This is a genomic window from Oceanobacillus sp. FSL W7-1309 (genome assembly GCF_038002145.1).
Classification (GTDB): domain Bacteria; phylum Bacillota; class Bacilli; order Bacillales; family Amphibacillaceae; genus Oceanobacillus; species Oceanobacillus profundus.
The window spans coordinates 1169874-1189909 of the sequence record NZ_JBBOBX010000002.1 but is presented as its reverse complement, the minus strand read 5'-3'; the positions used below and the strand labels follow the sequence as shown (position 1 = coordinate 1189909).

The 20036-nt window shown below is 37.5% G+C and carries 15 protein-coding genes and 1 riboswitch; of the genes, 8 read left to right on the top strand and 7 right to left on the bottom strand.

Features of this window, described 5'->3' with window-relative positions; all coding sequences use genetic code 11:
• The first annotated feature begins 454 nt into the window (after positions 1 to 454).
• Positions 455 to 1648, top strand: coding sequence for an exonuclease SbcCD subunit D (locus tag NST46_RS18540; RefSeq protein ID WP_340001805.1), 1194 nt, complete (start codon positions 455 to 457; stop codon positions 1646 to 1648).
• A 30-nt stretch (positions 1649 to 1678) separates the two neighbouring features.
• Complete coding sequence (locus tag NST46_RS18535) at positions 1679 to 4771, top strand: SMC family ATPase (RefSeq protein ID WP_341137569.1); 3093 nt, start codon at positions 1679 to 1681, stop codon at positions 4769 to 4771.
• A gap of 121 nt (positions 4772 to 4892) precedes the next feature.
• Here the strand turns inward: NST46_RS18535 and metE are convergent, their stop codons facing one another.
• Complete coding sequence (metE, locus tag NST46_RS18530; protein WP_251659977.1) at positions 4893 to 7184, bottom strand: 5-methyltetrahydropteroyltriglutamate--homocysteine S-methyltransferase; 2292 nt, start codon at positions 7182 to 7184, stop codon at positions 4893 to 4895.
• A gap of 37 nt (positions 7185 to 7221) precedes the next feature.
• Positions 7222 to 9087 carry a bifunctional homocysteine S-methyltransferase/methylenetetrahydrofolate reductase gene (locus tag NST46_RS18525; RefSeq protein WP_341137568.1) on the bottom strand — a complete coding sequence of 622 codons (1866 nt, stop codon included), beginning with the start codon at positions 9085 to 9087 and terminating at the stop codon, positions 7222 to 7224.
• Positions 9088 to 9274: 187 nt separating this feature from the next.
• Positions 9275 to 9380: riboswitch (SAM riboswitch) on the bottom strand.
• Positions 9381 to 9621: 241 nt separating this feature from the next.
• On the opposite strand from NST46_RS18525, the gene NST46_RS18520 reads away from it, so the two are divergent.
• The 3 genes from NST46_RS18520 to NST46_RS18510 all read left to right on the top strand — a co-directional run bounded on the left by NST46_RS18520 (position 9622) and on the right by NST46_RS18510 (position 13529).
• A complete protein-coding gene (locus tag NST46_RS18520) occupies positions 9622 to 10275 on the top strand; it encodes a reverse transcriptase-like protein (RefSeq protein WP_341137567.1) in 654 nt (217 codons plus the stop codon).
• A gap of 194 nt (positions 10276 to 10469) precedes the next feature.
• A complete protein-coding gene (locus NST46_RS18515) occupies positions 10470 to 11636 on the top strand; it encodes a hydroxymethylglutaryl-CoA synthase (protein ID WP_095307435.1) in 1167 nt (388 codons plus the stop codon).
• A gap of 537 nt (positions 11637 to 12173) precedes the next feature.
• Complete coding sequence (locus tag NST46_RS18510) at positions 12174 to 13529, top strand: MATE family efflux transporter (protein ID WP_095307434.1); 1356 nt, start codon at positions 12174 to 12176, stop codon at positions 13527 to 13529.
• Between the two features lie 223 nt (positions 13530 to 13752).
• Here the strand turns inward: NST46_RS18510 and NST46_RS18505 are convergent, their stop codons facing one another.
• Genes NST46_RS18505 through NST46_RS18495 form a run of 3 tightly spaced genes read right to left on the bottom strand, consistent with a single transcriptional unit; the run spans position 13753 to position 15765 of the window.
• On the bottom strand, positions 13753 to 14523 hold the full coding sequence (locus NST46_RS18505) for a hypothetical protein (protein ID WP_095307432.1): 771 nt from the start codon (positions 14521 to 14523) through the stop codon (positions 13753 to 13755).
• Positions 14516 to 15391, bottom strand: coding sequence for an ATP-binding cassette domain-containing protein (locus tag NST46_RS18500; protein WP_095307431.1), 876 nt, complete (start codon positions 15389 to 15391; stop codon positions 14516 to 14518). Before NST46_RS18500 ends, NST46_RS18505 begins: the two co-directional genes overlap by 8 nt.
• Positions 15391 to 15765 carry a GntR family transcriptional regulator gene (locus tag NST46_RS18495; protein WP_095307428.1) on the bottom strand — a complete coding sequence of 125 codons (375 nt, stop codon included), beginning with the start codon at positions 15763 to 15765 and terminating at the stop codon, positions 15391 to 15393. Before NST46_RS18495 ends, NST46_RS18500 begins: the two co-directional genes overlap by 1 nt.
• 182 nt (positions 15766 to 15947) lie before the next feature.
• Here NST46_RS18495 and NST46_RS18490 point away from each other — a divergent pair, with 182 nt between their 5' ends.
• Positions 15948 to 16400, top strand: a complete 453-nt coding sequence (locus tag NST46_RS18490) for a hypothetical protein (protein WP_095307426.1) — start codon at positions 15948 to 15950, stop codon at positions 16398 to 16400.
• Between the two features lie 40 nt (positions 16401 to 16440).
• On the opposite strand, the gene NST46_RS18485 is transcribed toward NST46_RS18490, so the two are convergent.
• On the bottom strand, positions 16441 to 17013 hold the full coding sequence (locus NST46_RS18485) for a biotin transporter BioY (protein WP_095307424.1): 573 nt from the start codon (positions 17011 to 17013) through the stop codon (positions 16441 to 16443).
• A gap of 513 nt (positions 17014 to 17526) precedes the next feature.
• Between NST46_RS18485 and NST46_RS18480 the strand changes: the two genes are divergently transcribed.
• Positions 17527 to 17805 carry a CD3324 family protein gene (locus NST46_RS18480; protein ID WP_095307422.1) on the top strand — a complete coding sequence of 93 codons (279 nt, stop codon included), beginning with the start codon at positions 17527 to 17529 and terminating at the stop codon, positions 17803 to 17805.
• 433 nt (positions 17806 to 18238) lie between these two features.
• The gene (locus tag NST46_RS18475) at positions 18239 to 18388 is read left to right on the top strand and encodes a hypothetical protein (protein WP_158586301.1); all 150 of its coding nucleotides are present in this window, start codon (positions 18239 to 18241) and stop codon (positions 18386 to 18388) included.
• 158 nt (positions 18389 to 18546) lie between these two features.
• Here the strand turns inward: NST46_RS18475 and NST46_RS18470 are convergent, their stop codons facing one another.
• Positions 18547 to 19914, bottom strand: coding sequence for a sigma-54 interaction domain-containing protein (locus NST46_RS18470; RefSeq protein WP_095307421.1), 1368 nt, complete (start codon positions 19912 to 19914; stop codon positions 18547 to 18549).
• Positions 19915 to 20036: the final 122 nt, after the last annotated feature.

Below are 20036 nucleotides of genomic sequence, written 5' to 3'. Positions count from 1 at the left end.
TTCGTTCTGGCTGTGTCAGAGCATGACTAGTGCATCCGGGAAAGGCAGGAAGTAAATTGAGCAACCGAATCGAATGGGTTTACTCATTAACACAATGGCTGCATGCGAGTCTAAACTCTACTTTTTCAAAAAGTTTTAACTTTAATAGAATTTATTTTAATAGCTAAATTCCACATCAAAACAAAGAATTTAATCGGATAATAGTTTCGAAATTCGCAAATCTACTAAATATAGCTGGTAGAAATATGAATTATGACCAGGCTTCCTAACATTGATTCAATGGAAGAAGAGCAGTATACTCATTATAGATTTAGATTCGATATTTTGTGAAAGGGGCTAAGTTCCTTTTCTCTTATTATAGTAGTAATCAATACTATTAAAACAGAAGAATTTAGTAGTTTTTGATTAAGTGCAAGCAGATTATTTATCTAGTGTACTGGAGAGGGGAGATACAATGAAGTTTTTTCATACTGCGGATTGGCACTTAGGAAAACTTGTCCAGGGAATTTATATGACCGAAGATCAACGTTATGTATTAGAACAACTTATTCAAGCAGTGGAGGAAGAAAAACCAGATGCAGTCATTATCGCAGGTGATTTATATGATCGAGCGGTTCCGCCAATTGAAGCAGTTCACTTATTGGACGAAGTTTTAGAGACAATTGTGCATCGATTAAAAACACCTGTAATCGCGATAGCAGGTAACCATGATAGTCCGAGCAGGTTGAATTTTGGGAGCAGTTTAATGAAACATCATGGTTTTCATATTGTCGGTAATCTGACAAACCATATAGAGCCAGTTGTTTTAGAAGACGAATTTGGAGAGGTGCATTTTCACCTCATTCCGTACTGCGACCCAAGTGTGGTAAGGAATGTTTTGGAAGATGAGGATATCCGAACACATGATGACGCAACAAAAAAGATTATCGAACAAATTACCATGCAGATGGATGCCAATGCCCGACATGTTGCTATTGGTCATGCGTTTGTGACTCCCTATGCGAAAGAAGAAGAAAATACAAGTGATTCGGAGCGGCCGCTTTCAATTGGTGGTGCAGAATATGTTGCTAGTGAACACTATATGCCATTTCATTATACGGCATTAGGGCATTTGCATCAGGCTCATTATGTAATGGATGAGAAAATTCGTTATGCTGGATCGATTTTAAAATACTCTTTATCCGAGGAGCATCATAAAAAAGGATTTCATATTGTCGAGATGGATTCTTTAGGAAATGCCACAGTTGAAAAACGTCTCTTGAAACCGAGGAGAGATATTCGTACCGTTGAAGCATACATAGATGATTTATTAAATCACCCAATAAATCAAGATTATGTTTTTGTTCGGTTATTGGATGAGACTCCGGTATTGTCGCCGATGGAAAAGGTGCGATCTGTCTATCCGAACGCGATGCATGTGGAACGTAAAAACTATTCTGTCACACCTCTTGCGCAGGCAGAAGATCGTTCGATTAATCGAAGCAAGATGAGTGACATGGATCTTTTTCAGGCATTTTATAATGAAGTAAAAGGTAATCGTGCAACAGAAGAAATGGAAGCTATTTTTAAAGAAACATTAGATCAACTTCTAAAAGATGCAAGTGAAACAAAAGTAATACCGAAACAGAAAGCATCTCTAACGAATTAAGGCGATACAGCAGAAAGGAGTAAAAACCAGTTGAAGCCACTAAAGTTAACAATGACGGCATTTGGTCCGTATAAAAATACAGAAACCGTAGATTTTAGAGAGCTGGATAAGACGAATTTATTTGTTATATCTGGTAATACTGGTGCGGGGAAAACAACAATCTTTGATGGCATTGCTTTTGCATTATATGGCAGTGCAAGTGGTTCGGATCGCGAAGATATAAAGGCATTGCGCAGTGATTTTGCCGATGATAATACCCATACAGCTGTAGAATTGGAGTTTTCTTTAAACGGACGTGTGTATCGCATACTCCGGCAGTTAGGTCATGTGAAAAAAGGAAACAAATCAAAAACAGGTGAACGTTATGAGTTCTTTGAAAAAATAGACGACAAAGAGATTCCATGTGTTGATAGACAAATCGTTTCTGAAATAAATAAAAAGGTAGAAGCGATTATAGGATTAACACAAGACCAGTTTAAACAAATTGTTATGCTGCCACAAGGTGAATTCCGTAAACTGCTAACATCGGATACAGAAAATAAAGAAGCTATATTACGAAGGCTCTTTAAAACAGAGCACTATAAACATCTTAGTGAGTTGCTGAAAAATAAGAAAAACACAGTGGAGCAGCAATATAACCAAGTAAGGCAGACGCTTGATCACTATATAACTACGATTTATTCGGTATTGCCAGAACGTGAGGATTCTCTTTTAACTAATGTTTTATCAGCAGAACATTACCATACACAACAAATAGTTGCAGGGCTGGAAGTGGAAGCTGATTATTATCTTAGGCAAATCGAGATTGATGAAAAAGCCTATGATGCAGCGTATCGCAAACACGATGAGAAGCAAAATGCTTTCCATGAAGCACATGCACTAAATGAGCGGTTTGATGAATTGGATGTAAAAGAAAAGCGTCTGAAGCAACAAAAAGAGCAAGTCCCAGTATTCGCTGCAAAAGAAAAACAGTTGGAAGCAGCAGGACGAGCTAGTACGATTGAAATTTATGAAAAGCAGGTCTCGGATTGGCAAAAAGAAGCAGCTGAAAAAAAACGTGTATTAGAAAATGCAGAAGCAGCTAAGAAGCATGCTGATACAAAACTTGAGCAAGCGACATCCTATTATAAGGAAGCGGAAAATAAAAAAGATGTAAGAGAAGAAACTGGAAAAAAACTAGATCGATTAACGGATTATCTACCTATTGTAAAAGATATCGACATGCAAAAGGGTGAATTAGATCAGCTTGTTCGAGAGGGAAAGCTGACTAGAGCTGATTTGGAAAAAATCAGAAAAGAGATTAAAACCAAAAGAGAAGCGGCAGAAAAATGTCAAATTCAAATCAAGCAGCTTGAGGAGGCTGTAAACCAATATCATGATAAGAAGCAGCAACTGCTCGAGATGAGGGAACGTGCAAAGCTGCTGCAAGGTTATATTGATCTATCAAAGCAAAAAGATGAGCTGGAAAAAGCTGTTACACTAAAAAAAGAGCATTTTTCAAAAGCGAAGGAACAGTATCAGCGCCAAGAAGAAGCGTGGATTGCTAATCAAGCAATTGTGTTGGCAAATCATTTGCATGATGGAGAAGCTTGCCCGGTTTGCGGGAGTATCGAACATCCGAATAAAGCGACGATGGAGAAGGACGCCTTTACGAAAGAGCAACTGGAAACATTGAAAAAAGATTTAGACATAAAGGATGATTCATACCGGAATACTTTAGCTGATCTAAAGGCAAAACTATCCCAGTTACAGGAAAAGGAAACAGAAATAAAGAAATGCACGATACCTCTTGAATCTGTTTCGTCCATTTTTGAACAATTAGTAGAAGAAGGGAAAAAGCTAGCGGCTGACGTAACGGAATTGGATAAAAAACGCAAGAAGTTAGAGGAACAAAAAGAGATTCAAGAAAATATAGCTATTGAAATTAAACAATTAGAACCAAAAAGAGATCAGTTTGAAAAAGTATATCAAGATTTGGTAACTTCTTATGAATCGAAAAAAGCAGTTTATGAAGAACGCTTACGTAATATTCCAGATGAAGTGAAGGTACTAACAGAGCTAGAGAAACAATTAAAAGAAACAAGAGAAATGAAAGTAGTGCTAGAGAAAGAGTGGGAACAAGCTCAATCTGGATTGCAAAAGGCGAAAGAAGAGCAGACAAGCGTTACTGCAAATCGAACGCATGCAAAAGCACAGCTAAACGAAACGAACAAGAAAAGGCAGCTAGCAGAGAATCAGTTTCATGAAGCAATGCTAAATGCTGGGTTCGAGTCTATTGAAGTATATCGAGAGGCGAAAATGTCTCCGCCAGATCAACAGATATTGAAAAATGAGATTGATCAATTTAAACAAAGTCTATCTACGTTAACTGAACAGGTCGCTGATTTGAAAGAGGTGTTAAAAGAAAAATCAAGAATCGATTTAACGGCCCTCAAGCAGCAACTAGATGAATTAAAACAAGCATACGAGCTTGCTTTAAGTACTTGGAATCGTTCAAAAGATAGCTATCAAGGAGCAATTGATTTGAAGGTTCAAATTATGGAAGCGGAGAGCCAAGTGAAAGAGCATGAGAAACGGTTAGCTGCAGTATCTGAATTATATGATGTGCTCAGAGGGCAAAATGATCGGAAGATTTCCTTTGAACGCTATTTACAAATCGAATATTTAGAACAAATCATTGATGCAGCCAATATGAGATTGAGAGAGCTATCAAATGGTCAATATTATCTAACGAGAAGTGATCGCCAAGAATCACATGGTAAGCAAAGTGGACTAGCACTGGATGTTTATGATGCGTACACCGGGCAAACCCGCGATGTTAAAACATTATCAGGGGGAGAGAAATTTAATGCATCCCTTGCACTTGCGCTTGGCATGTCTGATGTTATTCAAAGCTTTCAAGGCAATATTTCGATTGATACAATGTTTATCGATGAAGGCTTTGGTTCATTAGATGAAGAGTCGTTAACAAAGGCAATTGACACTTTGGTTGCCCTACAGCAATCAGGTAGAATGATTGGTGTTATATCCCATGTGCAGGAGCTGAAAAGCATGTTCCCTGCAATGCTGGAGGTTAAAAAGATGAAAGAAGGCTATAGCAGGACAAGATTTGTGATGCAGTAATGGTGGATTGCGTTTTATTCAAAATATGTCTAAAAACGAATGAGAAATAGTTGATAAAGCCCCTAAACGCTAATTTGCGTTTAGGGGCTTTTGGATTTGAATGTAATGAATCGGCTGGATGCTATTTTTGAAAAGTCAATTGTTCCTCGCGAATTTCCCTTGCAGCATGGATCATCGCTTTTAATGCTCCAACTGTTTCATCCTCGCTTCTTGTTTTCAATCCACAATCCGGATTGATCCAGAATTGCTCTGTAGGAATCGTTTTTAATGCTCGGCTAATATTTTGTTTGATTTCATTTTTATCTGGAACACGTGGGCTGTGGATATCATAGACACCAAGTCCGATTTCCTTCTCATACGTATTTTTCTCAAAGGCAGATATAATTTCACCATGACTACGTGAGGTTTCAATTGAGATAACATCTGCATCAAGACCGTCAATTGCATCATAGATTTTTTGGAATTCAGAGTAGCACATATGGGTATGAATTTGTGTCTGAACTTGAACAGAAGATGTTGCCAAGCGAAATGCATATACTGCAGCATCTAAATACGCTTTTTGTTTTTTTTCATCTAGTGGAAGTCCTTCACGTAATGCTGGTTCATCAACTTGAATAATTTTAATTCCACTTGTCTCAAGTGCTTTAATTTCTTTTCGTAGAGCGAGAGCGATTTGGTTTTGCACCGTTTCTCTTGGAACGTCGTCATGGACAAAAGACCAGTTTAGAATAGTTACTGGACCAGTGAGCATTCCTTTTACAGGTTTGTCTGTTAAGGATTGCGCGAAAATACTTTCCTTTACAGTCATCGCTGTGTCAAACGAAACATCACCAAAAATCAATGGCGGTTTTACGCATCGTGAACCGTAGGATTGGACCCATCCGAATTCTGTCACACCAAAGCCGTTTAACTTTTCTCCAAAGTATTCGACCATATCTGTGCGTTCGAATTCGCCATGTACAAGTACATCTAACCCAATTTTCTCTTGGATATGAATCCATTTTGTTATGTTATCTCTAATAAATTGTTCATATTCAGCTTCTGTAATTGTTCCCTGACGCCATTTTGTTCTTTTTTTTCTAACTTCCTGGGTTTGTGGCAAGCTGCCAATAGTTGTCGTCGGAAGTAATGGTAATTGCAAGACCTCATGCTGTTTCTGAATTCGTTCAGCGAATGGTAAGGAACGTTGTGCATCCGTAATTCCTAGTGCTTCGACTTCCTTTCGAACAATTTCATTATTTCTGTGTGTAGAATGGTTAAACTGTTCAAGTTCCTTATTATTTCTAGCTAGTTCTTGGACGATTGTCTGTTTCCCAGTTTGTAATCCCTTTGTAAGTGTTACAATTTCATCAAGCTTTTCATTCGCGAAGGACAGACCATTCTTCACATTGGAATCAAGTTGTGCTTCAGATTCTTTCGTGACTGGAACATGTAATAATGATGAGGAAGGCTGGATAATGATTTGCTTATTTTTAACAGTTTGATAGATTGTTTCGAGCAGGTCGGTTTTAGCTTCCAAGTCAGCCTTCCAAACGTTGCGCCCATTAATAATCCCGGCTGCGAGTACTTTATCTTCTGGGAATCCGAATTGTTTGATAAGCTCTAGCGACTCTCCATGGACAAAGTCAAGTCCGATTGCTTGAACAGGAAACTCGATAATTTCTTCGTAGTGAATAATATGCTCGAAATAGGTTTGTAAAATTAGCTTTAATTTAGGTGCTGCATTATGAAATTGCTCATAAACTTGTTTTGCTTTTTGGATAACTTCTTTTGATAGATTAGTTCCTAAAATCGGTTCATCGATTTGTACCCAAGAGACACCGGCTTCCTCTAACTCTTTTAATAGTTGGACATATAAAGGTATAAAGCGTTGCAAGACGTTAGAGAAATCATTTTCTTCGTATCCTTTTGATAATTTTAGGTATGTAATTGGACCTAAAATGACAGGCTTCCCATCGATTCCTAACTTTTCTTTTGCTTCTTTATAGAATTTTAGCGGGAGATTTTCTGTTAACGTTGGTGTCACATTTTCAAGCTCTGGAACGATATAATGATAGTTTGTATTAAACCATTTCGTAAGCTCAGAGGCAACCGCATTTTCTGTACCGCGAGCAATAGCAAAATATGTTTCGAGGTTAACCTTTCCGCCATCATAGTTAAAACGATCTGGTACAACACCGAACATAGCGGAAGTATCTAGGACGTGATCGTATAGTGTAAAATCGCCAACCGGTACAAGATCGATACCAATTTCTTTTTGCTTTTTTAAGTTTGCGAATCTAATGGCATCAGTTTTCTCTAAAAGTTCCTTTTCGGATAATTGCTTATTCCAGTATCCTTCCAAGGCGCGCTTCCATTCTCTTTTCTTCCCGATTCTTGGGTAACCTAAGTTTGAGCTAATCACATTTGTCATTTCATTTCCTCCTCATTTGTTTTCATCTTAATTCTTACTATAGGCTGTGCGGGGTTGCTGACAACACCTCCTCGAAGTTACTTTTGGGGACTTTTTCCTGGATATATTCAATAAGACGAATAATCATGTCATAACGTGCGAAAGGTGTAATTAAATAGATACCATGGAAATATCGTAAGGATACATCAATAAGTTCCTTTGCTATTGAAATCCCTTGTTCAATCGATTTGTCTCGATCGTTCGAGACAAAGCGCATTCTATCTCTAACATTGTGATTTAATTTAATTCCTGGTACTTCATTGTGGAGAAATTCAGCATTTCTTGTTGATGTCAGCGGCATAATTCCTATATAAATAGGTGTTTGGATGTGCGCTGTTGCTTCATGCAGCTGTATGATTTGCTCCTTATTGAAGATCGGTTGTGTTAGAAAATAATCGGCACCATAGCTAATCTTTTTTTCCATTCGTTTGACTGCCTTATCAAGATGAGCCACATTTGGATTAAAAGCTGCACCAACTTTGAAAGAAGTTTTCCGTCGTAAGGAATTACCAGAAAAGGAAAGCCCTTTATTAAATTGCTTGATTAGTTTAATTAGATCGAACGATGTTACATCAAAAACAGAAGTGGCACCTGGGAAGTCGCCGATTTTCGTTGGGTCTCCCGTAATTGCCAAAATTTCATGAATCCCTAACGTGTCGAGTCCCATTAAATGGGATTGCAGCCCGATTAAATTACGATCGCGGCAAGTTAAGTGAACGAGAGGTCTTAGCCCAACCTCTTGTTTTATTTTTTCGGCGATCGCAATATTGCTAATTCTTGGTGATGCTAACGAGTTGTCAGCTAATGTAATTGCATCGACACCAGCCTTCTTTAATGCCTTCACTCCTTCCATATATGCGTCTGTTTGCAGATGCTTCGGAGCATCTAGCTCAACGATGATGGAATGTCTTTTCTTTACGATATCGACTAAAGGGGTCTCTTTAGTCGTCTGATTACGTGTTACTTCAATAGGGGAAGGCTTTCTAATAATCTTCTTTTCCGTTAATGGCTTTAAATTACGAACTCCTTGCGCTAATCCTTTGATATGCTCAGGGGTTGTTCCGCAGCAACCGCCAAGCAAGCGAACACCTTCATTGCGAAAATCTTCGGCGCATCGAGTGAAATAGTCAGGTTTATTTTCGTAAACGAGCTTGCCCTCGTGATAAGCTGGCAGACTAGCGTTTGGGTAAGCCGCTAAGAATGTCTTATCTGACAATGGAACATCTTTTAATGATTGCAGCATATGAAATGGACCTAAGTGACAGTTGACGCCAACAATACTACTACCCGTATCTTCTAGCCGTTGTAAAGCATCCTTTAGCTGGATACCATTTTCAAGAATACCTGGTACGTGCATGGAGACATTTGTGATAATCGGTATTGTTGTTTCTTCTCGGGCAATTTCTAATACGGTTAATAGCTCATCAAGATTGTAATAGGTTTCTAAAATAAGGCCATCTACACCTTCTAACAGTAAGCAATATAGCTGTTCTCGAAAGCTTCGTTTGATTTCTTCTTTTGTATCATTTAATGCTTGTGCGCCATGTATCCCTCCGATAGTTCCGAGAACAAAAGTGTCTTTTTTAGCAGCCTTTCTAGCAAGTTCCACTGCTTTGGTATTGATTTTTTTAACTTGATCTTCTAAGCCATAACGAGCAAGCTTAATGTAATTTGCTCCGTACGTATTGGTTTGGATTAAATCGGATCCCGCCTCAATATATGATCGATGAATACGGGTAATTTGTTCCTCATGTGTTAAATTCAATTCTTCAAAGCAACGGTCAACGCCGTATGAATACAGCAACGTTCCCATTGCACCGTCACCAATAAGGATCCTTTCTTCAAGAGCACTTAATAAACTCATTTTTCTGTCCTCCTTTATCGTTAAAAGTAGCAATTACCTCATTTCATTTTCTTCACTACCTTTTAATTCACTCCTTTGAAGCTGTCATTAGTGGGAAATTGTATTCGTGGTGATAAGAAAAGGTGGGAAAACATAAAAAGACCCCTTCCGAAAAGAAGAGGTCATGTATGTATTATTCACTTTACTCTTCTTATCTACCAAGCATTAATGCTTGTTGGAATTAGCACAGTACTTAAAAAAGCCTGTTGCCGAGGTATCGTAGGGCCAAATCCCTCCACCTCTCTGGATAAGAAAATAACGAATATTCAGTTGTTAAGTCCATTTTGCATAAATTTTATAGTTTTGTCAATTGAATTGTTTTATTAAATACATTTTTGTTATTATTAAAACAAATTTGTGGTGTTGCTAAGATATGTGCATTTTAGGATACAATATAAAATAATATGAATGAGAGGTTCATTCATTAAATGTGTTTTATTCAGATTTTATGACATTTATTTTGTTTTATATCCAAGTAAAAAGGGGGGGTTATCTATGCAAATGAGAATGGAATTAACATATCGTACAAAAAAGGGATTAGAGACGATGCTTAGCTCAGATATGATGCAAGCTGGACAAGCCGTCATCATTGCTGAAGACATGGAGAAAACTGGAAGAATCAAGCAATTAACATTTATTGATAGCAATGATAGAAGCTGGACCTATAAGCAATTAAAGAAATACATGGAAGAAATTAAAACGGAACCGCATGATATAACTGTCTATTTTGATGGTGGATTTGACTTGAAGACAGATAAAGCAGGTCTTGGCTGTGTCATTTACTATGAGCAAAATGAAAAGGCCTATCGGATAAGAAAAAATGCTTTAGTGGAAGACCTTATAAATAATAATGAAGCAGAATATGCGGCGCTTCATTTAGGATTAACTGAATTAGAGCTATTAGGTGTGCACCACTTACCAGTAACATTTGTTGGAGATTCAAAGGTTGTCATTCATCAGTTGGATGGGGAATGGCCATGCTATGAAAAGGAGCTAGCAGCATGGATTAATCGGATTGAACAAAAGTTAGAACAGCTTGGAATTGCCCCAACTTATAAAGATGTGTCCCGGAAAATGAACCGTGAGGCTGATCAATTAGCAACACAGGCCCTACAAGAGATTGAAATTATGAGTCATCGTGAGCGCTGATAGATAATCAATCATACAGACAAATTAGCTAATCCGGTAGTTTAGAAAACCTTTCCATCTAACTTCAAATGAGTTGTTTTTCGTAATACATTATATTATCATTTAACTGTTGTTTAATTTAAAAAATAATAGTTGTGCACTATTACACGAAACAGTACAGTATAAAATTTTGGTAGTTGTAAAGGAGCAGGGCATTGAATATAGGGATTGATAAGATAGGTTTTTATACACCGCATTTATATGTAGATATGAACAAATTAGCTGTTGCAAGAGACATAGAGCCGGAAAAGTTCACCGTTGGAATTGGACAGGAAAAAATGGCGATTCCGCCAATTACACAAGACCCGGTTACATTGGCTGCGAACGCTGCACTTGGGATTTTAAACGAGGCAGATAAAGAGAAAATTGATTTTGTTATTTTTGGTACCGAATCAGGTATTGATAACTCGAAGTCTGCAGGGGTCTATGTACATAATTTACTTGGGTTAAATCCCCATGCACGTACTGTTGAAATGAAGCAGGCATGCTACGGTGCAACTGCTGGAATTCAATTGGCAAAAGGGCATATTGCATTAAATCCGGAAAGCAAGGTATTGGTAATAGGTTCTGATATCGCGAGGTACGGTCTAAATACCCCCGGTGAATCCACACAAGGTGCAGGTGCAGTTGCGATGGTGATTAGTGCAAATCCAAGAATCATGGTCCTTGAAGAGCATAGTGCTTATTTCACAAATGACATTATGGATTTCTGGAGACCGATTTACTCTGACAAAGCGTTTGTTGATGGAAAGTTTTCCAATGAGCAATACATATACTTCTTTTCGAAGGTTTGGGAGCAGTATAAAGAAAAGTCAGGTCTTGAATTGAAAGATTTTGAGGCAATTTGTTACCACTTGCCATATACAAAGATGGGATTAAAGGCGTTACGTACGATTTTAGATGAAGGTACAGAGGAAGACAACGAAAGATTGGTTGCGAATTATCAAGTAAGTACGCAATATAATCGAAACGTTGGAAACATCTACACGGGATCTTTATACTTAAGCTTGTTATCGCTTCTTGAACTTAACGAGGGATTAGAAGCCGGATCAAGGGTTGGTTTATACAGCTATGGTTCAGGCGCTGTTGGAGAATTTTTTACTGGGATTCTACAGTCCGATTATCGTGAGCATCTTCACATCAATGATCATAAACATTTATTTGATTCAAGAATGGAAGTAACTGTTCCCGAATATGAAAAACTATTTGAGGAGACCCTACCAGTTGATGGTTCGACATTAGAGCTTGATATTACAAAGGATACTGCTGCAATTTGCCTAAGTGGAGTAGAAGATAATAAGCGTTTGTATGTAAGGAAGTAGGAATTCAGTATACTAGAAACATCTAGATTATATACAAACACGTTATCATAAAAAATTGAAATTAGCTTAATTTTATGTTAGAATATTCTAATAGTACATTTTGAGATAATATTCACTTCTTCCTAGGGAAATATACTAGTGAAACAAATTTATAGCAGATGAGGCTGTCTTGGAAGGTCGCGATTTTGCGATTTCTCAGACGGTCTTTTTTAATGCAAATACTGCATTCTTTTATGGGTTTTGGAATACATTTAGCATTAATGTGCTAATACCCCGCAGCAAAGCGTTTCACATTACAGAGGGAGATTTCTAGTTAATATGCACTATCATTATTAAATTGGTTGAAAATTATGTTGGCAGATAGAAAAATATAAAATTTTCAATCTGCATAAGTGCAATTAAGGCATTGGCTTAAAGGCTTGCACTCCAATGTATAGAGGCTTCTAAGAAAGCAAAGAACACTTTCTTAAGAATTCCTTTAACAAATGCCAAGTTTTCTAATGACTGAAATTTAGCGTGAAGGAGAAATGAGCAAAATTGAGTGTTGAAAAAAATAAGTACCAGGACCAGTCGCTGTTTAACCTTACATGGCCACTGTTTATTGAAATATCTCTTCATATGAGCGTGGGTATTATTGCTACATTAATCTTGAGTGGATACTCTGATAATGCTGTTGCGGGTGTTGGTGTTGCAAACCAGATAATGAACATATTTATTTTGGTATTTAACGTAACAGCGATTGGAGCAACCATTCTAATCGGTCAGAATTTAGGTGCTAACCAGATTAAAGAGGCTCGTACCATTGCAAGATCCGCTTTCGGACTTAACTTTTGGATTGGTATTGGTATGACGATTATTGTTGCTATATTTGGAGGGATCTTTCTAAACTTTTATGGGCTAAGTGGGGAAGTCTATGGTTACGCGCATACTTATTTAGTTGTTACTGGCTTATCTCTTTGTCTTGAAGCAGTCGCTTTGGCTTTAAGTGCAGTTTTACGCAGTTATGGACATACGAGAGAGACAATGTTTGTAACGATCGTGATGAATGTGATTAGCATCATCGGTTTCCTCATAGCGATTAATGGTTTGTTTGGAATTCCGGTGACAGGAGTTGTTGGAGTCTCCATTTCAATAATTGTTGCAAGGTTATTTTTAGTATTTGCGCTATTATTTTTCGTTTATAAACGCCTTGCGATTCGATACAGAATCAATGATATTTTAAAGATCGACAAGACGAACACAAAAAATTTAATGGGTATTGGAATTCCGTCTGCGGGAGAACAGTTATCTTATCAACTGTCGCAAGTCGTGATAACGAGCTTTGTAGCAATAGTTGGGGATGCAGCTTTAGCAGCTAGGGTGTATATTTTAAATATTTCAATGTTCTGTTTCATGTTTACCATGGCAATTTCACAAGGGACACAAATATTAGTTGCTCGTTATATAGGGGCAAAACAGTATAAAAGAACATTAAAGCGAGGGTTAAAAACACTTCGGATTGCCTTTTTCGTTTCAGTAGTTATTTCCTTTATTATTGCATTTACTGGGGAAAGCCTTCTTGGGTTATTTACAGAGGATCCAATGATTATTGCTGTTGCACTTCCAGTATTATGGGCAATCGTATTTATAGAACCAGGTCGTGCGGTGAATATGGTCTTGATGGGTTCATTAAAATCAGTAGGGGATGTCCGGTTCCCTGTAATTATAGGGATCATTTCTATGTGGGGACTTGCGGTAGTGCTAAGTTATGTGTTTGGGATTTCTCTTGGACTAGGACTTTTGGGAGTCTGGCTAGCTCAAGGTGTAGATGAATGGGTACGTGGAATATTTGCCTTTAGACGTTGGAAATCACAGCCTTGGCTAAGGAAGAAAGTGAGGAAAGATCCTGCCTAAGTATTTTGAAGTAAAAAGGCCGCTGCTGTTGAAAGCATCGGCCTTTTTTATATTTATCACGTATTAACGGGCTGTAATTCCCCACCTCTAAGCAGAAGAGAACCAAAACATGATAGGTTGGGGGATAGTCCTGTTAATATTATGTTCAAGGACCTGTGGATTTTCTATACAGTCCTAACATTCAGTAGGGAGGAAGAGAATCCCCACTGAATGAAGTTTCACTCTATATTTTCAATGCAGCACGTTTCGTTAACAGACGAATAAGTATAATTGTTATAAGTATTGTAACGAATACGATCGGCCATGCCAAGCCATTTGGAACAATATCTAATGCTGAGAAGTTTTCGAATAGCGGTATATCTAGCACTAATCGTATCATGGAGTCCTTAACTGCGATGATTGCAATTGCCACAGCAATAAATAATATACCGAAAAGAACGTTTATGCGATAAAATGCAGCACTAATCAGCCAGCCAACAAGATAAAATACGAATAGATGTAGGCTGAATAAGCCAAGTGATAGAAAAATATTAGATTCCGGACTAATAAATGGTGTTAGTAGGAACGATAAAAGAACCTCACCAATAATATTACCGTCAATATCGATAACAATATCCTCTAACGTACGGTCTGCTAATGCAATCTGAGAAAAATTAGTAACAATTAATTTTTCTACCAAGCTAATCAGATAGGTGAGAATCGGAATAACGATAGATAAGCCAAAACTTGCAATCACATTTCCAAGGAAATAATCTTTACGTGTTATACCATGTTCTACATAATAGGGCAGAAAATTTATGGCAATAATACCGATGACGAACATATAAATATTACCTGCTACATAGCTGGCACTGTAGAATGTATCTAGGTGTTCGCTTAAGAAAATTTTACCGATATTAATGATGAGGTGAATACCGAGTGCCCAAAACGTCCAAGTAAGCTGTACCCAAAATAAATCCAAGGAAACTTTAGGGAAAAGACTAGGTCTATTCATGTTCATCATCCTCCTTTGTAAGCTGGATAAATAGATCTTGGAGTGATACGGGACCAATTGTAAGCCCTAATTCTGAAGCAGCTAATCGATCGGCTTCATTCATTTCACCGTAAATCGTTACAGATTTTGTGTCTCCTAATTGCTCCTCGTTAAGTATTTCTTTGTTTGCAGCAAATCTGGCCACAGCATCCTTGCCTCCGACTACAGTTACACCACGAGAAACGATTGCATCGTAGGGTTCTTGGAGAAGTATTCTTCCTTCATGAATAATCATTACCTCATCAAATAAATAATCCATTTCTGAGACAAGATGGGTAGACAGAATGATAATTCGTGGATGCAATTCTTGATCCTTTAATAGTTCTTTATAAAATAAATCGCGAGCTGGTGCATCCATTCCAAGATATACTTCATCAAATATCGTAATTGGTGACCTGTTCGCTAATCCAACAACGACATTAAATGCAGATTGCTTACCTTTTGATAGTTTGGCTACTGATTTATTACCTTCTAATTTGAATTTTCTTATTAGTTTCATCGCGTATTCTAAATCAAAATGTGGACGGTAGCGCCCAAGATATTTGACGATAGTTGATGGGGAATCTGTTTCACCAGTAAAATCCTTATTGTACATAAATGTTACATCTTGCATAATCTGAGCATTTTCAAATGGGGCGACACCATTAATTCGTAAATCGCCAGAAGTAGCTTCGCGGAATGATCCAATAATGGATAGGAGCGATGTTTTACCTGCACCATTTCTTCCAAGCAGTCCATAGATTTTTGGTTCGTGTATCTCAAAATTCATGTCATGGAGTACCGGGTCACGTCCATATGCAAGCTGCAGATTGGTAGCTTTAATATGCATTACTTTCCACTTCCTTTCACTTTTTTAATATAGGTGAGGATGTCCTCTGTCGTAATTTCTAATTTATTGGCTTCTTGAACAAGTGTGACGATATAGTCCTCCATAAATGATTTACGTCGTTTTTCAAGCAGTTTGTCTCTTGCTCCTTCAGCTACAAACATACCGATACCTCTTTTCTTAAATAGTATTTCTTCGTCTACAAGCTGGTTTATTCCTTTAGAAACTGTCGCATGGTTGATTTTATAGTAATGAACGAGCTGATTTGTAGAAGGTGCCTGGTCATTCGCTTTCAACTGCTGATTGATAATCTGATCTTCAATTTGTTCTCGTACTTGTATATAAATTGGTTTATCTTCATCAAAATTACGTTTCATTGGCTACCCTCCTTTTTGGTTATCTTCTATTATGGTTATATACTTATGTGTATAACCATAACAGGTGGAATTTATACTGTCAATAAATTTTTGATAAAATGGGTGAAAAGGTATAATGAGTTGGGAGTCTTACTTTGTAATCAATAAAGGAAAAGCAGAAATACATACAGGAGGTAATGGAAATGGTGAACAAGATTTCGTTAATGGATGCTTACATAATTGAAACACTCCGAAAAAACGGTGTGTCTAATCAGGAAATTATGCAACAGGTAGAAAGAAAAGATATGGAAGGCTTTCGTACTTATCATGCAAGCTTTGATTTTAATGAATTGATTCAGCTTGAAGAAAGGCTAGGGACAGCGGAGTTTCAAAAGATTTTAATTGAAGGGTATTCCATAAAATTTGTTACATTCAATGGTCTGAAAAATTTATTGCAACTGAAATTTGATAAACTCGAAGATCGTGATTATGAGTTAAAAGATGATGGTTTTTGTCAGTTGAGAATAAGTGAGGAGCAGGCGAAGCAGCTTGAAGAAATGATTTCAGGAAATTGGACTACTGAGCTTGTGAGGAATGAAAATAATTGTCTATTAATAAATGTTTATCTCGCTAAAAGTCTAATTGGAGATCTGTAAAGCGAAGGAGGGACGAACATTGGCGTCCCTCGACATCCATTTAAGAAGCAATCTCTCTTTGCGTACCATTAATCAGCTTCGCTTGAATTAATCGTTGTCGTACAATGATACCAATCAAGCTTGCTAGATATGCTTTGATGAAACCGACGATAAGAAATGGATACACTCCAGCTGTTAAAGCTGCATTCCAGCCTAAATCTAAAACAATTTTTAGTTGGATTGTACCAAATACCAGTGTAACAAACATCCCCGCAATATTGGCAATCAAGGCCATACGAACCGTAAACCTAGTTTTTTCTAAAATTAACCCGGTGATATAGGCGGCTGCAATGAAGCCGAAAATGTAACCTCCTGATGGACCTACTAATACTTGTGGTCCGCCACTAAAACCTGCAAAAACAGGAATTCCGACTGCGCCAATGGCTGCATAGCATAACATTGCTAGAGCACCCTGACGACTGCCTAAAACAGTAGCGGCAATTCCGACAGCTAGAGTTTGTCCACTTATCGGAATTAATGGCAGTGGGATTTCGATTTGCGCTAAAATTGCTGTTATTGCTGCGAAAATCGAACAATTGAGTAGAATTCTAAGTCTCTTGCTTTTTTCATTCATCATACAAAGCTCCTTATTCAAATTAAATTTTTAGAAGGCTTATTTGGCTGGTTAATTATCTTACTATTTGGATTATACGTCGAAGGAAGTTTCATTGTCAACCTAAATTGTAATTAGTTGACAATGATGAAATAATCTTAGTTTGCAAATGCGGGAAAGGATAAAACAATTATAATTATTCTTTCTCTTGAGAGCAGTAGGGTAGGTATGCGTTAATTAAGATGTCGGACCGATAGACTCTTGTGAAAGGAGGCTGATTATATTGATTACAAATGCAGAGGTGATTTCCGCATAGCGGGAATCTCTACCTGGGGCCGTGTCTTGCGGCCCCATTTATTTGGAGTTTTCATTCAGAAAATTAGCATCTTTCCATAATCGGAAAGATCGTTTATACTTTTCAGTAGAGTAGTATGTCATTATAAATAAAATTCAAGGAAAGGAGTAGGTGTGAGATGAGCATCATACAATTCGATTTTGATATAGATGTACAGGTTAACAAGGAGGACGTAAATCGTGCAATACAAAAATGCAAAAGAGGTCCTTCCCCCTAGTTTGCTGAAAGAAATGCAGAAATATATTCAGGGTGACTTGATTTATATCCCAAAAGCAAAAAGTGAGCGGGCAGGCTGGGGAGAAGTGAGTGGATCGCGAGCGTTAATCGCAAAACGGAATGAAGAAATTTTCCAATTATACAATAATGGAAAAACATTGGAAGAATTAGAACGGAAGTTTCATTTGTCAATTGACAGCATTCGAAAAATCATTTATAAAGTACGGAATAATCATGATTGAGTGCTTATCATATATGTTATAAAAGCGTGAAGCTGCTAAATGGAGCTTCACGCTTTTTCGGGTTCAAATAATTTAGCGCCGGTTGAAGAGTTGTATAAAACGATTATAATTATTTTTTCACTTGTTTGTACAGCCCTATCCATGCGTTAATAAGTATGTAGCAATTGATTTTTAAGAAAGGAGGTAACAGGGATGTTAACTAAATTAAATGAGGTGGCTCTCGTATAATTGAGACCCTAAACAAATGATTTTACTCTACCGTAAGAAGCTTCCTCTGCTAGGTTATATAGAACATATTTTCAGACCTAAGATGTAGAGGTTCTGAAGCTACGGTAGGAAATAATTGTTACCGAATTTCAGGCCCTGAGCCGACGACCAGAAGTCTTCCCAGTTGTATGATGAAATAGAATCAACAATAAGGGAGGAAGCAATCGTGCAAATGGACATTGCTATTTATAAAAGTATTGCGTATGACCGAATGGAAAAAATAAAAAATGAAACCTATGGGAATCGAACATTTAATAAAAGTTATCAAATAGATTGGAAAATGAGCATTGCGATGCTATTGAACGTATTTGGATAATAGTGGGAAGACTGGTTAACAGTGAACGGAAGAGAAATTCGATATTGAGAAATAATACGCCGGAATAAAGAAAATGCCACAATGAGTGAATAAACACGCTGTGGCATTTTTGTAATTTACACGATAAAATGAAGTCTGTTTTATAGATCCCTAATCCTTTAAATCCCATATTTTTTTATTTTATTATACAGTGTCATACGGGATATACCCAATTTCTTCGCGGTAAGCGCTTTGTTTCCATTCGTTTGCCTCAGCATTTCTTCAATACGTTGCCTTTCCATCGCTGCTTTTTCTTGCGGCAGTAAATGGCTCGTCACTAATTCTTTACGGTTTTGTTGAATTGTAGGATTAGGAAAGTAATCTAATATATCCTGTTTTGTAATAAATGGTTTTTCAGAAAGAATTATAATGCGTTCCATAAAGTTTCGAAGTTCACGAACATTTCCTGGCCAGTCGTATTCGAGTAAAATGTGAATTGCGTCCTGTTCAATTTCTGGGGTCGGAACTTGATGCTGGATAGCGAATTGTTTAAGAAATAATTGCGTCAGCTCAGGGATATCATCAATCCGCTCTCGGAGCGGGGGCATGGTCAGTTGAATGACGTTTAATCGGTAAAATAAATCTGATCTGAATTCCTTTTCTTCCATAAGCACTCCTAGATTTTGATTTGTTGCTGCGACAAATCGTACATCTACTTTCCTGCCAGTAGAATCGCCAATTCGATAAATCCGGTTTTCCTGAAGCACCCGAAGCAGCTTAACTTGCATTTCTAATGGGAGCTCTCCAACCTCATCGAGAAACAAAGTCCCACCATGTGCCATTTCAATTTTTCCTGCTTTTCCATTCTTCTCTGCACCTGTAAATGATCCACCTTCATAGCCTAATAGCTCACTTTCAAATAATGCACTTGGGATAGCTCCACAGTTCACTGGAACAAAGGGTCCACTCTTTCGATCGCTTGCTTCGTGAATGGCTCTTGCGCATATTTCTTTTCCGGTTCCACTTTCGCCAAGAATGAGTGTTGTGGCATTTGTTTTTGCAGCTTTTCTAGCAATTTGAATCGTCTGTTGAAGGGAAAAGCTCCTTCCTTTTAATTTTGAAAATGGTGTTTCCTCATGGTTCATATTCACTCTCTGCCTAAGTTCATTTAGCTCTGCAGCTGTTGTTTCCAAATTGTTATTTAACTTTACAATTTGCGTGATATCTCTTTCAATGGACGCAGCGCCCACTAACTCCTGCTTTTCATTATATATTGGAGCAGCGTTTATTACGACATGCTTATCTTTACGCGGCTGATGATACGTGTTTTTAACTGGTTCCTGTGATGCAAGCACCTGTAACACAATTAAATCATCACTGTGAAAAAAGTTGGTAATTGGTTGGTGAAGGATAGCGGATTGTTCAATATTATACGTTTGAACAGCAGCAGCATTCCAAAAATGAACTTGTTGATCGGTATCAATAATTGTAATTGCATCATCTTCTAAAGAAAGAATTGTATTAAGGTAGAACTTTTCATGAGCCATCAAATCACTCCATACAATTTCTAGTGTAAAGAATATTGTATATATTTTTTACACTTATGTAAACAGAGTGTACAACGATGCCTGGCCATTTTTATACATGTTTCAACATAAACAATAAAAAA